This window comes from Clostridium sp. BIOML-A1 (genome assembly GCF_009874105.1).
Classification (GTDB): domain Bacteria; phylum Bacillota; class Clostridia; order Lachnospirales; family Lachnospiraceae; genus Coprococcus.
This window is the reverse complement of the sequence record NZ_WWTL01000011.1, coordinates 59,299-73,895: the sequence shown is the minus strand read 5'-3', so window position 1 is coordinate 73,895 and position 14,597 is coordinate 59,299. Positions and strand designations below refer to the sequence as shown.

Sequence of the window (14,597 nt, the reverse complement as noted above, 5' to 3'; positions counted from 1 at the left end):
TTCCCTTTACCATGGGTTATTCTATACCATGCCTGCATCGTTGTCAAGTAAAATATCTTGACAAATTAATTTTTATCCGAATATCCTCTGTTTTGCCACTTCCATGTCTGCAAGCATCTGTGCTTTTAATTCTGAAACACCTGAAAATTTCTGCTCTCCGCGAATAAAGGATAACAATTCCACGACCAGCTTCTGTTCATAGATATCCTCATCAAAATCAAAGATATGCGTCTCGATCGTTACCCTGCGATCTGTATTCACCGTCGGATTGTCTCCGATATTCGTAATCCCATAACAGACCCTGCCGTCCTCCAGATGTATCCTTGATGCATAAACACCCGTTACCGGATAGATTTTCCCATGCTTTGGAAGCAGATTTGCCGTCGGAACCTGGATCGTCCTACCAAGCTCTCTGCCATGCACTACATGACCGGACAGAAAATAAGGTCTGCCAAGGAAGGTTTCTGCTTCTTCCATTTTTCCCTCACTGATCAACATTCTGATATAAGTGGAACTTACAATGACATCATGGATCTTTTTCTTTTCTATCACGATCACCTGATAGCCGTATTCGCCGGCCATCTTCCGCAGAAGCTCTACATTCCCGCGTTTCTTTTTTCCGAATCCGTAATCGGTTCCTACGACTACATATCCGGCATGTAACCTTTTTACAAGGATATCCGTTACGAAAGCTTCCGGTTCCATCGATGCAAATGCATCATCAAACGGATACTCCACCAGTACATCGATTCCCATCTGTTCTGCAAGCATACATTTTTCTTCCGAGGTTATGATGCTTTGAAGCTTATCTACATCAAAGATCGAATTTTTACGAATATCAAAGGTAAATACGACTCCGGTATATCCATCCTTCTGTAAACGAAGCACCTCGTCAAGCAGCAGCTTGTGGCCCTGATGAAAACCGTCAAACTTGCCAAGTGCAACGACGGAACCTTTTTCTGTATTGATCTGTATATCTTTCTGATTAAAATAATGCTGCATTGTCTTCTATCCTATCATCTATCTGTCTCTGCATTCTTCGGGAACATCTTTACCGGCTGGCAGATGCTCTTTTCCTTTTCATATCGGTATATCGCTGCAAAGCTGTCCGTTTCATCATAGACACGGATGCCCGGAACATCTGTAACCGTTTCAGGACTCACAGCTTCCGCAAACTGGGAAAGCTGAAGTTTATTTCCATTTCTTAACAGCTTTCTTGCATATTCATCTGTACCGATATGAAGCTCCGGATACTCCGGCAGCAATAGTTCTTTCTTCATTACATATGAAGCGATCGTTCCCTGATCTCTCGCCTGCTCGATCTCCGCAAGTGTCAGGCTGTCTTCAACCCTGAAGTTCTTCACTTCAGTACGGACCAGCTTCTCCATGACTGCTCCGCAGCCAAGCTTTTCTCCGATATCCCGGCATAAGCTTCTGATATACGTTCCTTTGGAACAATGTATGGTAAATGTAACCCTTGGAAGCGACACATCCTCTATCTTTACCTCAAGGATTGTTACCTCTCTCGGACTCCGTTCGATCTCAATTCCCTGTCTGGCATATTCATAGAGCTTTTTGCCGTTTACCTTGATAGCCGAATACATTGGCGGTATCTGTCCATAAGTGCCGATAAAGCTGTTTACCGCTTCTATTACCGATGCTTCATCCGGGATATCTGCTGTCTCTGTAAGGACTTTTCCTGTTACATCCTCTGTATCTGTTGTCTTTCCGAGCAGCATGACACAGCGGTATGTCTTATCCTTATCGATCAGCATTTCGCTTAATTTTGTTGCCTGTCCAAGACACACCAAAAGCACACCTTCCGCCATCGGATCAAGTGTGCCTGTGTGACCGATCTTCTTCTGTTTTAAAATACCACGAAGCTTGGCTACTACATCAAATGATGTATAGCCCTGCTCCTTGTATACATTCAAAAAGCCGTCTAGCATAACTGTTCCTTAATCTCCTCTATCACGCCGGCAAGGATCTCTTTGATATCTCCCTTCATGCTGAAACCTGCAGCACGAACATGACCACCGCCGCCATGATTGCAGGATATCCTGCTTACATCAACGATATTATTCGACCGAAGTGAAATCTTGTATTCTTCTTCTCCTGTCTGATAGATAAATACCGCCGTTTCCGTTCCCTCTGTGATCCGAAGCTGATCAACGATACCATCCGTATCGATCTTGCCTGCACCACTTTTTCGGAAATCCTCTGTCTCAAGCACTGTGCTGATGATCCTGCCATCTGCATGCTGCTCTGCTTTTGTCAGAGCGATTCCAAGCAGCTTATTTGCGACAAATGTCTTCTTATAGAAGGTTTCATCTATAATAAATGACGGATTTGCACCCTTTTCGATCAGATCACCCGCTATACTCATCGCACTCTTTGTTGTATTACTGTGTTTGAATACGCCTGTATCATGTACAATTCCCATATAGAGTGCTTCGGCAGCATTCTTATTAATCTTGTCCTGTTCCATCAGCTTATAAAGTGCTTCTGCCGCGGAACACGCTTCTTCATCTACATAGCATACCTCACCAAATCCCGGATTGGAGATATGATGATCCACACACATTGTACGCTTCGCACGTTCAAAGATCGGAAGAAAATCTCCCTGTCTTTCCTTATCACCACAATCCACCGCAATACACAGATCATAGACCTGATCTGTCGGTGTATGACTGATCTTATCTGCATCATGTAAAAACAGAAAATCCTTGGAGAATTCCTCCAGATAGATCTGTACCTGCTTATCATAATTGCTGATGATATAATTATATAATCCAACCGTTGAGCCTACACAGTCGCCATCCGGACGTACATGTCCGGTTATAGCGATTGTGTCTGCCTGCTCGATCATGGTAAGAAAATCATTCTTCATTTTCTGTATCATCCTCATCATTTTCGATGTCTTTTACAACATCATCAATCTTTTTGGACATTGTTACACCGTATTCGATCGACTGATCCATGATAAATGTGATCTCAGGTGTATTTCTGAGATTAATGGAATGTGCAAGTTCTCTTCTGATAAATCCCATTGCACTGTTCAGTCCCTCCAGTGTGGAGTTTACGGAATCCTGATCTCCAAGGACACTGATGTATGCCTTGCAGTATTTCAGATCCGGTGTTACAACCGCCTCTACTACGGATGTCATCGGATTAATGCGGGGATCCTTGATTTCTCTGCTGATGATCCGTGAGAGTTCTCTCTGAACCTCTGCATTAATTCTTGTATTTTTTACACTGTTCTTTCTCATTATTTTCTTGGAACCTCTACCATCTGATATGCTTCAATCTGATCCTCTACCTGAATGTCATTAAAGTTCTCAAGAACAATACCACATTCAAATCCTGACTTAACTTCCTTCACATCATCCTTGAATCTCTTTAAGGAAGCCATCTTGCCTTCGTAGATCAGATTTCCTTCACGGGTTATTCTTACGCTGCAATTCCGGTTGATGATACCATCTAATACATAAGAACCTGCGATCATACCGACACCGGAAGCCTTGTAGGTCTGTCTGATCTCTGCATGACCAATTACCTGTTCTTCAAAGATAGGATCTAACATACCCTTCATTGCAGACTCAATATCTTCAATTGCATTGTAGATGACTCTGTATAAACGAACATCTACACCTTCTGTCTCTGCTGTCTCTTTTGCTCTTGCATCCGGCCGGATATTGAAACCGATTACGATTGCATTGGATGCGGATGCCAGAATAATATCTGACTCGTTGATCGCACCAACACCGGAATGGATACATTTTACTGCAACTTCATCATTTGAAAGCTTTAACAGACTCTGCTTAACAGCCTCTACAGAACCCTGTACATCAGCTTTGATAATGATGTTCAGTTCCTTGACATTACCTGCCTGGATCTGGCTGTACAGATCATCCAGTGACATTCTGGATTTCGTCTCAGCAAGCATCTTCACTCTGCTCTGCGAAATGTATGTCTCGGAAATCTGTCTTGCCTCCTTCTCATTATCAACCGCCATAAAGATCTCACCGGCTGATGGAACTGTATCCAGACCAAGGATCTGCACCGGAGTGGATGGAGTTGCTTCTGTTACACGGACACCTTTTGAATTGTGCATTGCACGAACCTTACCATGGGAAGATCCAACTGCAAGATAATCTCCTACATGAAGTGTACCCTTCTGCACTAACATAGTTGCAACAGGACCACGTCCCTTATCAAGCTCTGCTTCGATTACGATACCACGGGCATTTCTGTTTGGATTTGCCTTTAACTCAAGAACCTCTGCAGTTAACAGGATCATCTCAAGCAGGTTATCCAGTCCTTCACCTGTATGTGCGGAAACCGGGCAGAAGATCGTTGATCCGCCCCAGTCCTCAGGGATCAGTTCATATTCTGTAAGCTCCTGCTTTACACGCTCGATATTTGCACTTGGTTTATCGATCTTATTGATAGCAACGATGATCTCGATACCGGCTGCCTTTGCATGGTTAATAGCCTCAATCGTCTGTGGCATAACACCATCATCTGCTGCTACAACAAGGATAGCAATATCGGTAGACTGTGCGCCACGCATACGCATAGCTGTGAACGCCTCATGTCCCGGTGTATCTAAGAATGTGATCGTCTGTCCATTGATCTCTACTACAGATGCACCGATCGCCTGTGTGATACCACCGGCCTCGGCAGATGTTACATTTGTCTTACGGATCGCATCCAGAAGGGATGTTTTACCATGGTCAACGTGACCCATAACGCAGACAACAGGTGGTCTTGGAACCATATCCTTCTCGTCTTCTTCATCCTCTTTTAAGAGCTCCTCGATCACATCGACTTTCTCTTCCTCTTCAGCAATACAGTTATATTCCAACGCGATCTCTGCTGCTGTTTCAAAGTCTAACTCAGAGTTCACGTTATACATCTTACCTGCAAGGAAAAGCTTCTTGATCAGCGCATTTACAGGCTCCTTAATAATGTCTGCAAGTTCTTTGATCGTTATAACCTCCGGAAGTGTGATCGTACGGATCGTTTCCTTGTCCTCTGCCTGCTGCTGAGGCTGCTGTGGCTGATGATGCTTGTTTCTGACATTTTTAGCCAGTCTGCTGATATCTGCCTCAACCTCTTCCGGAGATCTTCTGTTGCCCTTACGAGGCTTATTCTTATCTCTGTTATAATTGTCTCTGTTCTGGCTCTTTAAATCCTTGCCCGGCATCTCTTTTGCTTCAAAATCCTTACGGGTATTTGCTCTTGGACTTCTTCTCTGATTATTATTATTATCATCCTCGTCATCCTTGCCGAATCCCATCGGAGTATTGTTTCTGTTATTGTTGAACCGGTTGTTTCTGTTATCCGGCCTGTCACCGAACTTCGGCTTGTCGAAGCCGCCCTGACGATCTCCGTTTCCGGAAAATCTGCCACGATCCTGACCACCACGGCCATTGTTAGAGAATCTTCCTCTGTCCTGACCATTTCTGTCATTGTTAAATCTCGGTCTGTCAGAATTATTTCTGTCACCGGAATTATTGTATCTTGGTCTGTCAGTGTTATTTCTGTCATTGTTATTTCTGTCATTGTTGTATCTTGGTCTGTCGGAATTGTTTCTGTCAGTACCGTTTCTGTCATTATTATATCTCGGTCTGTCAGAATTATTTCTATCACCATTTGTAAATCTTACACGGTCACCGTTATTTCTGTCGTTGTTATATCTTGGTCTGTCATTTCCCTGCTTGTCGCCAAATCTTGTCTTATCAGAATTCATACGCTCACTATTGTTAAATCTTACTCTCTCATTATTTTGTCTGTCGGAATTATTTCTGTTTCTGTCATCTCTGACAAATCTCGTATGTCCCTCATCTTTACCCTGTTTCGGCTTATTCGCTTCCCCTGTAGCCGGTCGATCATTTCTTGCAACCGTTTTCTTAGGCTCTTCTTTTACAGGAATCTCTTTCTGAACCTTTTCCGGCGCTGTCTTTGCCGCCTTTACGTCCTCCGGCTTCTTCTCCGGTACAGGCTTTGCTGCCGGCGCATCTGCTTTCTTTGTACCGGTTCCGCATGCCTTCTTAACGATATTGATCATATTCTCATCAACAGCCGACATATGGCTCTTGATCTCGATACCATTTTTGCCAAGGATTGCTTTGATTTCATTGTTACTTATATTCAGCTCTTTTGCCAATTCGTGTACTCTCAGTTTCGTCAAAAGTTACACCTCCATATTTTCACTCAAACTCATGTATTTTATGATCTGTTTCGCAAATCCTTCATCTAAGATTGCGATCGACGTCCGGAATTCTTTTCCAACGAATTTTCCCAGACTGTCTTTGTCTCCAAATTCAAAATATGGGATCTCATAAAAATTACATTTTTGATCAAATAGTTTCTTTGTATTATGGGCTGCATCACATGCCACGATCACGGCACATGCGCTTCCGTTTTTTACGGCCTTTTCTACTGAAAAGTTTCCGCTTACCAGCCTTCCGGCCTTTGCACATAAGGAAATCATGGAATAAATCTTCTTACTGTTCAATTGCCTCTAACTCCTTATCCAGTTTCTCATAAACCTCTTTTGGAATCTGCATCTTGAATGAGCGTTCCAGAGATTTATTCTTCATAGCTTTTTTCAGGCACTCTGCCTTACGGCATATATATGCCCCCCGTCCATTCATCTTGCCGGTCAGGTCGATCGCAAAATTATTCTCATTATCCTTCACGATACGGATGAGTTCTTTTTTCGGTATCATCTCATTACAACCAAGGCACTGTCTGAGCGGTATCTTCTTTGCCATAACATCACTTCCTATGCTTATATATTTATCTCCGTTCCAATCGGCATGGTACCCGGTCAGAACTTCATTTTATTCTTCGTCTTCTTTTACTTTTTCCGTATCCTGCTGCTCCAGAGATTCTTCATAAGAACCATCAACGATATCGTCGATATTGTCAAATGCTTCTTCCTGCTCCGGCTCTTTATAGTCATCATTTTCTTCTGAGAAATATCCCATCTCTTCTGCCTGTGACTCACTCTTAATGTCGATCTTATATCCTGTCAGCTTTGCAGCAAGTCTTGCATTCTGACCTTTCTTACCGATTGCAAGTGATAACTGGTAATCCGGTACAACGACAAATGCGCTCTTTTCATTCAGATCTACATCAACTGCGATAACCTCTGATGGACTTAATGCATTCTTGATGAAGATTGCCGGATTCTCATCCCAACAGATAATATCGATCTTCTCGCCGTTCAGATCTTCAACTACGTTATTAACACGGCTTCCGTTTACACCTACACATGCACCTACCGGATCTACATTCTCATCATGAGAATAAACAGCGATCTTGGAACGGGAACCGGCCTCACGGCAGGAGCTCTTGATCTCTACTGTACCGTCTGCAATCTCGGTTACTTCCTTTTCAAATAAACGCTTTACCAGATCAGGATGTGTTCTGGATACTGTGATCTTAGGTCCTCTGGATCCTTTCTTTACTTCTGTTACATATAATTTGATACGGTCACCTCTGTTATATACTTCGCCGGGAACCATCTCAGACTCTTTTAAGATTGCTTCTGTCTTGTCATCCAGACTGACATTGATGTTGTTTCCAACATATCTCTGAACGATACCTGTGATGATATCCTTCTCTTTTGTATAGAAGTGATCGTAAATCGCATCTCTTTCGCTCTCATTAATTGCCTGAACGATTACATTTCTTGCTCTCTGTGCTGCGATTCTTCCGAAATCCTTTGTTGTGATCTCGATGTTGATGATATCTCCGAGATCATACTTGGAATTCATCATCTTAGCTTTTTCCAGAGAAATCTGTGTCGCAGGTCTTTCAACCTCTTCTACAACCTCTTTCTTCGCATATACATGAAACTCACCGGTCTCACGATCCATAACAACATCGATATTCTCATCGGTATCAAAGTCCTTCTTGCAGGCCGCCTTTAAGGATCTTTCGATCGCATCCAGCAGAATATCCTTGCTGATGTTTTTCTCCTTTTCTAATTGATTTAATGCTTCGATAATTTCTGACACTTTTTTATCCTCCCGCTTCTTTTATTAATATACAAATGCAAGTCTTATCATCGATATATCTTTTCTTGCAATCTTCAGTTCTTTCTCATCTTCTGTCAAAATGGTAACTGTTTCTTCATCGTATGCTGTAAGTTCACCTTCAAAATCTTTACAGTTATCGATCTTGGTATATGTCTTGATCTCTACAATCTTACCAATACTCCGTTTAAAGTCATTTTCCTTCTTTAATGGTCTTGTAAGCCCCGGAGAACTGACCTCCAGAATATAGGCATCCTTAATGAAGTCATCTGCATCCAGCAGATCACTCATGGCTCTGTTCACGATCTCACAATCTCCGATCGTTATTCCACCTTCTTTATCTGCATAGATCCGCAGATAATAATCACTGCCTTCTTTTACATATTCCACATCAACCAGTTCAAGGTTATTTGCTTCAATGATCGGCAGAACCATCTCTGTTGCTTTTGCTTCAATATCTGTTTTCTTCGTAGCAATACCACCTTTCTACAAAAACTAAGAGTGGGCCAAAACCCACTCTTAATAGTTACCATAATCTTACTAAAACAAGATTATAACACGTTATAAAGAAAATGCAAGTATTTTTTATCGCATGCCCTTCGCTCTCAGCTCATCTTCCTTCGCATAACGATCCAGAATCTTATTTGCCTTTCGGTCATCGATCATGTACTTATTGCTGATTGCCTGTTTGATGATCTCATCCAGTGCCAGTTCCCTTAAATAAGTATCCTTGATATTAATGGATGCAATCTCCCGGTATGCTCCCATCTTTCTGGTCAGGGTTCCGTACTCATAAGGAATCAGCTTCTCGATCATATTACGGATCTCCTTTGCTACATTTGAACTGTAGCCTCCTGTTGTGACCCCTATCACCAAGTCTTCACGCATAACAATTCCGGGGAACAAGAAGCTGCTGACATCCTTGTTATCTGCTACATTGACCGGAATATTATGTTCGTTACAATACTTTCCGATCTTAGCATTTACATCATCCCTCTTAGTTGCTGCAATTACCATATCTGCCGTATCAAGCGCATCTAATGTCATATTCGACTCATGTACACTGATTCCCTGTACTGCCTTGATCTCATCGCAGATTCTCGGTGCGATAACTGCGATCTTACAGTCAAACTTTATCAGAGAGTTAATCTTTCGAAGTGCGGTCTTTCCTCCGCCAAGTACGATTACTTTTTTGTTTTCCAGATTGATAAACATTGGAAAATATGCCATAGTGAAACCTCCTGTCGCTTCTTTTCTTTTATATTACTTTTCAATAAATTCTTTTTTCATATACCTCATCATTATATACCATGCATAACATACCTTTCTGTAAACAACTGATTATGTTTTTCCTGTTTCAGCATTGATAAAGTATTATTGGCATGAAATGCAACTTTGCTTCATATAATAAACAGATTATAATTCAGGATTACTAAAATGGCAAATGGAAACAATAACGGAACATTAAAAATCAGGATCATCTCGGAACAGACTGCATATCCGGTAACCGATGCGGTCGTTTCTGTCGCATCAACCGGAACTCCGGATGAAGTAATAGAGGAACTGCAAACAGACAGTGACGGTATCATCGACGGCATCACCCTTGAAACTCCTCCACTGGAATACAGCATGGAACCATCTGACAACCAGCCATATTCCGAATACAATCTGAAAATCAATGCACCCGGATTTGAACCACGTATTATCTCCGGTGTACAGATGTTTACTGAACAAAAGGGCATTCAGGCAGTTAAGCTGCGTGTTTCTGATACTGACATATCGAGCTATAACCCAACGGTGATCGGTGCTCATACCCTCTGGGAAGAATATCCGCCAAAGATTGCCGAGGATGAGATTAAAACAGTTGCAGAGACAGGCGAGATCGTCTTAAGCCGTGTCGTGATTCCTGAAACCATCGTGGTTCATGATGGAGCACCTTCTGACCCAACTGCAATCGACTACTATGTACCTTACAAAGACTACATAAAGAATGTTGCATCAAATGAAATCTACTCCACGTGGCCGGATGCTTCTCTGCGAGCCAATATTCTTGCAATTATGTCCTTCACATTAAACCGTGTCTATACAGAATGGTATCGAGGAAAGGGATACGATTTTACGATCACATCTTCAACCGCTTACGATCAGAAATGGATCTATAACAAGACTATATATAAAAATATCTCCCGTATCGTTGATGAACAATTTGCCAATTATCTGTCAAGGCCGGGTGTCACACAACCGATCTTTACACAATATTGTGACGGGAAACGTGTCACCTGTCCAAACTGGATGACCCAATGGGGTTCCAAGCATCTTGCCGATCAGGGACTGTCTGCGATAGAGATCTTACGCTACTACTATGGCGATTCCATTTATATCAACTCTGCCGAAACCATTGCCGGTATTCCATCCTCTTATCCGGGATATGATCTGTCAATCGGCGCAACCGGTGACAAGGTTCGTCAGCTCCAGGAGCAGTTAAATCGTATCGCACAGAATTATCCGTCCATACCAACTGTCGCCGCCGATGGCATCTATGGACCTGCCACAGCCGATGCCGTCAGACGCTTTCAGCAGATCTTCGACCTGCCCGTTACCGGCATCACCGACTACTCCACCTGGTACAAAGTCTCCCAAATCTACGTTGGCGTCACCAAGATAGCCGAGAATATCTGATCACCGAACGACAGAGAACCCTGCATACCCTTTATTCCGCAGAACACTCGCGTTCTATTTTTCACGTAACGGTACTAAACTTCTCACCTTCGGTGACTCGTTAAGAACCGACGTGAAAAAAGGTCTGCTCCATAAAGGTATGCAGGGTTCCCTGTCTGTCTATGATAAGATATAGTCTACTTCGATACTTGATTCCACTGACAGATCAAAAGTGCGTTGTTGCTTTTATATCATGGTATCTTGTTTTCATATCGTAAAAGATCGTATCTGGTTGTTCAGCAATCACTTTACCTTATAATTTAAAATGAGAACTGATATTACTATTATGAAGCAAGCCTGCCTGAGCGTTGGTACTTAGGCTGCGTCTTTTGCAGCCTTATGTACCACTACGTCGAAGGTAGAGCGGAAGCGTCTTGCGGAATAATATGTAATATCAGTTCTCATTTAATTGTCAACGCATCCCTCTTGCTGAACAACCAGATACGATCTTACATTACTGATCAAAGCAAGCTACTATCATATAAACATATAAAGCAACAACGCACTTTTGATCGTCCCTCTTAATATGTATCGTGGTCGTCGTATTCGTTGTAGTCGTCGAGTTCATCGCGTTCATGATCCATGAACTCACGGCTGGAAACCTTCTTTTTGGTACGTTCATCTTCTACCATATTTGATAACATTTCCTTGACCTCTCTGGACTTCTTGATGTTCTTGATCTCGAAATCTCCCATTGTCTTATCTGCGGAACAGCATTTGATCGTTCCAAGTCCGCACATTCTCTGCCATAATTTACGTTCCAATGAAACATCCATGATGCGATAAAGTCGTACTTCATCTTCTTTCACACTGAAGAACCCCGTACTGATAAATAACCGATCCTCTGATAAGCTGTACTTTGTAAATGTCCATGGTAATCCGAAAAATATACGTTTACGATCCTTCCATATAATCTCTGCCATTTCAAAACCTCCCATATTTTTATAAATCTGTAAAAATACTAACACACCTCCCGCTAAAGTTCAACAAATGGATTTTCTCATCCGGCTGTTTTCAGATTTCCGATTGCAACCTTTCCTCTTTTCCTGTAAACTAAAAGCATCATTTTATCGCGATCCGTTGTTTATGGCAGGGAGGTAAGAGCTGCATATGCTTAATATAGAAATTACTGAAACAAAAAACTTCGTTAAAAAGCTTTTGATGGAACCGGTCTTTGACACATTTTTGCTGGTGGAAGCCTATGTCCGTTCCGACGTTTCTTATACGATCGACGGCAGACTGAATCCATCTTTTTTTGATACGGAAGAACTGGAAGAAATGACCTCAAAGACTTATACGACATGGGGGGCTGTCAGACATCATATCTTCAATGTCATCAAGGGCAATAAACTCCCATTAAACTTCAAGATCGTGCTGATCTTATCGGACGCGAACATTAACCGGATCATTGAACAGAACCATCTGAATCTCACGACATCCGACATTGCAAATCTGTCTTTAAACATCTACTTTGACGGAGAAAAGATCTCACTTACAACGATGGCATCCATGAACATTTTCTCCATGGATAAAACACTTGCAAACATCTGGGATGCAAATGTATCTGCTTTTTTTAAACAGAATCAGATCTTTTAACCACCTGTTACAGCATTCATTTCTAAATAAACCATAAAATATTTGTGAATTATTAGCACTCAACGTATTTGAGTGCTGATTTTGTCTTGACTTCTATTTTTTTCTGATTTATGATATCTGTTAGTGATAACACAGAACAGATAGGGCAGATATTTCTCTCATTACACATATATATATTTGCGTATTCCGATTTGTTCTGACAACTGGAATAATATAGAATTTATATAAGGAGATGCATTTTTTATGAAAAAAGGAAGTTTATCAATTAACAGCGAAAACATTTTCCCTGTCATCAAGAAATGGCTGTATTCCGACCATGATATCTTTGTCAGGGAATTAATCTCAAACGGCTGTGATGCTGTAACAAAATTAAAGAAATTATCTCTGATGGGCGAATTTGACGAACCGGATGAGCCTTATCGTATCGATGTGATCGCAAGCCCGGACAACAAGACCTTACAGTTTATTGATAATGGTATCGGTATGACTGCTGAAGAAGTCGAAAAGTATATTAATCAGATTGCATTTTCCGGTGCTGCTGCTTTCCTTGAGCAGTACAAGGACAAGGCAACAGAGGAACAGATCATCGGTCATTTCGGACTCGGTTTCTACTCCGCATTCATGGTTGCCGATAAGGTAACAATCGAATCCCTTTCCTACAAACAGGACGCAGAACCTGTATATTGGGAATGTGAGAACGGAACGGACTTCTCCATGGATAAAGGCGACAAAGAAACCAGAGGTACTGTTATCACCCTGTATCTGAATGAAGACAGCTATGAATTTGCAAATGAATACCGTATCAAAGAAGTAATCGACAAATACTGCTCTTTCATGCCTGTAGAGATCTACTTTACAAATGCAGATGCCCCTGCAAAAGATGAAGAAGAAAAGGCAACCGAAGCTAAAGCATCAGAAGAAGCTACTGCTGAAACCGATGAAACAAAGGATGCTGCCGAAAAGAAAGATAAAGAAGCACCAAAGCCTTTAAATACTACAACACCTCTCTGGACCAAGCATCCAAATGACTGTACAGACGATGAATACAAAGACTTCTATCATAAAGTATTCCATGATTACAAAGATCCATTGTTCTGGATCCACCTGAACATGGACTATCCATTTAACCTGAAAGGAATCCTGTACTTCCCTAAGATCAATACCCAGTATGATAATCTGGAAGGAACGATCAAGTTGTATAACAACCAGGTATTCGTAGCTGATAATATCAAAGAAGTTATCCCTGAATTCCTGATGCTGTTAAAAGGTACCATCGACTGTCCGGATCTTCCGCTGAACGTATCCAGAAGTGCTCTGCAGAATGATGGATTTGTTAAGAAGATCTCCGATTACATCACAAAGAAGGTAGCCGATAAATTATCCGGTATGTATAAGGTTCACAGAGAAGATTATGAGAAATATTGGGATGACATCAACCCATTTATCAAATTCGGCTGCTTAAAGGATGAGAAATTCTTAGAGAAGATGAAAGACTTCTGTATCTACAAGAATCTGGAAGGCAAATACCTGACTCTGCCGGAATATCTGGAAGCCGGAAAAGAAAAATACGAAAACAAAGTCTTCTATGTTACGGATGAAGTTGCTCAGTCACAGTACATTAACATGTTCAAAGAGGAAGGCATGGATGCCCTGATCATGACACAGACGATTGACAGCCCATTTATCACGCTTCTGGAACAGAAAAATGAAAATGTACATTTCTACAGAATCGATGCAGATCTGTCCGATAATTTTGTAGATGAAGCATTATCCGAAGAAACAGCAAAGGATTATACCGATAAGCTGACCGAACTCTTCAAGAAAGCACTGGATGTCGAAAATATCACGATCAAGGTAGAAGCATTAAAGAATAAGGACTTATCTTCTATGCTGACCTTATCCGAAGAATCCAGACGTATGCAGGAAATGATGAAGATGTATGGTATGGCCGGTATGGGCATGGATCCTGCCATGTTCGGCGGCAAGGGCGAAACACTGGTATTAAATGCCAACAACAATCTGGTCAAATATGTCCTTGACAACCCGGATGGCGAGAACACTCCTACCATCTGCTGTCAGTTATATGATCTGGCAGTCCTTGCCAACAGACCATTATCTGCCGATGCCATGACCAAGTTCGTCGCAAGAAGCAACGAGATCTTAAGCATTCTGGCCAAATAATGCCATTCATTTAAAATATAAAACACAGGGATTGCCCCTATACAGACCATA

General features: G+C 41.8%; 14 protein-coding genes. 3 read left to right on the top strand and 11 right to left on the bottom strand.

Annotated elements, in window-relative coordinates; all coding sequences use genetic code 11:
• Positions 1-72: 72 nt before the first annotated feature.
• The 10 genes from GT641_RS09810 to GT641_RS09765 all read right to left on the bottom strand — a co-directional run bounded on the left by GT641_RS09810 (position 73) and on the right by GT641_RS09765 (position 9,281).
• On the bottom strand, positions 73-1,002 hold the full coding sequence (locus tag GT641_RS09810; protein ID WP_021943975.1) for a bifunctional riboflavin kinase/FAD synthetase: 930 nt from the start codon (positions 1,000-1,002) through the stop codon (positions 73-75).
• Between the two features lie 14 nt (positions 1,003-1,016).
• Positions 1,017-1,949, bottom strand: a complete 933-nt coding sequence (truB, locus tag GT641_RS09805; protein WP_008401012.1) for a tRNA pseudouridine(55) synthase TruB — start codon at positions 1,947-1,949, stop codon at positions 1,017-1,019.
• Positions 1,943-2,890 carry a bifunctional oligoribonuclease/PAP phosphatase NrnA gene (locus tag GT641_RS09800; protein ID WP_243143737.1) on the bottom strand — a complete coding sequence of 316 codons (948 nt, stop codon included), beginning with the start codon at positions 2,888-2,890 and terminating at the stop codon, positions 1,943-1,945. Before GT641_RS09800 ends, truB begins: the two co-directional genes overlap by 7 nt.
• Positions 2,880-3,269: a 30S ribosome-binding factor RbfA gene (rbfA, locus tag GT641_RS09795; RefSeq protein WP_161117417.1), complete on the bottom strand. Its 390-nt coding sequence runs from the start codon at positions 3,267-3,269 to the stop codon at positions 2,880-2,882. The genes GT641_RS09800 and rbfA overlap by 11 nt, the downstream gene beginning before the upstream one ends.
• The gene (infB, locus tag GT641_RS09790) at positions 3,269-6,196 is read right to left on the bottom strand and encodes a translation initiation factor IF-2 (RefSeq protein WP_161117416.1); all 2,928 of its coding nucleotides are present in this window, start codon (positions 6,194-6,196) and stop codon (positions 3,269-3,271) included. The genes rbfA and infB overlap by 1 nt, the downstream gene beginning before the upstream one ends.
• 3 nt (positions 6,197-6,199) lie before the next feature.
• Positions 6,200-6,523: a ribosomal L7Ae/L30e/S12e/Gadd45 family protein gene (locus GT641_RS09785; protein ID WP_021943979.1), complete on the bottom strand. Its 324-nt coding sequence runs from the start codon at positions 6,521-6,523 to the stop codon at positions 6,200-6,202.
• A complete protein-coding gene (locus GT641_RS09780) occupies positions 6,513-6,782 on the bottom strand; it encodes a YlxR family protein (RefSeq protein ID WP_161117415.1) in 270 nt (89 codons plus the stop codon). The genes GT641_RS09785 and GT641_RS09780 overlap by 11 nt, the downstream gene beginning before the upstream one ends.
• A gap of 69 nt (positions 6,783-6,851) precedes the next feature.
• Positions 6,852-8,033, bottom strand: a complete 1,182-nt coding sequence (nusA, locus tag GT641_RS09775) for a transcription termination factor NusA (RefSeq protein ID WP_008401018.1) — start codon at positions 8,031-8,033, stop codon at positions 6,852-6,854.
• Positions 8,034-8,057: 24 nt separating this feature from the next.
• Positions 8,058-8,528 carry a ribosome maturation factor RimP gene (gene rimP / locus GT641_RS09770; protein ID WP_226801019.1) on the bottom strand — a complete coding sequence of 157 codons (471 nt, stop codon included), beginning with the start codon at positions 8,526-8,528 and terminating at the stop codon, positions 8,058-8,060.
• Between the two features lie 108 nt (positions 8,529-8,636).
• On the bottom strand, positions 8,637-9,281 hold the full coding sequence (locus GT641_RS09765; RefSeq protein ID WP_008401020.1) for a bifunctional precorrin-2 dehydrogenase/sirohydrochlorin ferrochelatase: 645 nt from the start codon (positions 9,279-9,281) through the stop codon (positions 8,637-8,639).
• 207 nt (positions 9,282-9,488) lie between these two features.
• Between GT641_RS09765 and GT641_RS09760 the strand changes: the two genes are divergently transcribed.
• Positions 9,489-10,730 carry a peptidoglycan-binding domain-containing protein gene (locus GT641_RS09760; protein WP_161117414.1) on the top strand — a complete coding sequence of 414 codons (1,242 nt, stop codon included), beginning with the start codon at positions 9,489-9,491 and terminating at the stop codon, positions 10,728-10,730.
• A gap of 560 nt (positions 10,731-11,290) precedes the next feature.
• On the opposite strand, the gene GT641_RS09755 is transcribed toward GT641_RS09760, so the two are convergent.
• A complete protein-coding gene (locus GT641_RS09755; RefSeq protein ID WP_243143736.1) occupies positions 11,291-11,692 on the bottom strand; it encodes a PH domain-containing protein in 402 nt (133 codons plus the stop codon).
• A 187-nt stretch (positions 11,693-11,879) separates the two neighbouring features.
• Between GT641_RS09755 and GT641_RS09750 the strand changes: the two genes are divergently transcribed.
• Both GT641_RS09750 and htpG read left to right on the top strand, forming a co-directional pair.
• Positions 11,880-12,365: a DUF5721 family protein gene (locus tag GT641_RS09750; RefSeq protein ID WP_008401024.1), complete on the top strand. Its 486-nt coding sequence runs from the start codon at positions 11,880-11,882 to the stop codon at positions 12,363-12,365.
• Positions 12,366-12,608: 243 nt separating this feature from the next.
• Positions 12,609-14,546 (top strand): molecular chaperone HtpG, encoded by a 1,938-nt coding sequence (htpG, locus tag GT641_RS09745; protein WP_161117413.1) that lies wholly within the window; start codon positions 12,609-12,611, stop codon positions 14,544-14,546.
• Positions 14,547-14,597: the final 51 nt, after the last annotated feature.

Bases quoted from the DNA above. Each gene is read 5' to 3' on its own strand.
- htpG (WP_161117413.1), top strand. From the start codon at position 12,609: ATGAAAAAAGGAAGTTTATCAATTAACAGCGAAAACATTTTCCCTGTC.
- GT641_RS09765 (WP_008401020.1), bottom strand. From the start codon at position 9,281: ATGGCATATTTTCCAATGTTTATCAATCTGGAAAACAAAAAAGTAATC.
- GT641_RS09750 (WP_008401024.1), top strand. From the start codon at position 11,880: ATGCTTAATATAGAAATTACTGAAACAAAAAACTTCGTTAAAAAGCTT.
- GT641_RS09780 (WP_161117415.1), bottom strand. From the start codon at position 6,782: ATGGCAAAGAAGATACCGCTCAGACAGTGCCTTGGTTGTAATGAGATG.
- GT641_RS09755 (WP_243143736.1), bottom strand. From the start codon at position 11,692: ATGGCAGAGATTATATGGAAGGATCGTAAACGTATATTTTTCGGATTA.
- GT641_RS09760 (WP_161117414.1), top strand. From the start codon at position 9,489: ATGGCAAATGGAAACAATAACGGAACATTAAAAATCAGGATCATCTCG.
- GT641_RS09810 (WP_021943975.1), bottom strand. From the start codon at position 1,002: ATGCAGCATTATTTTAATCAGAAAGATATACAGATCAATACAGAAAAA.
- GT641_RS09800 (WP_243143737.1), bottom strand. From the start codon at position 2,890: ATGAAGAATGATTTTCTTACCATGATCGAGCAGGCAGACACAATCGCT.
- truB (WP_008401012.1), bottom strand. From the start codon at position 1,949: ATGCTAGACGGCTTTTTGAATGTATACAAGGAGCAGGGCTATACATCA.
- rbfA (WP_161117417.1), bottom strand. From the start codon at position 3,269: ATGAGAAAGAACAGTGTAAAAAATACAAGAATTAATGCAGAGGTTCAG.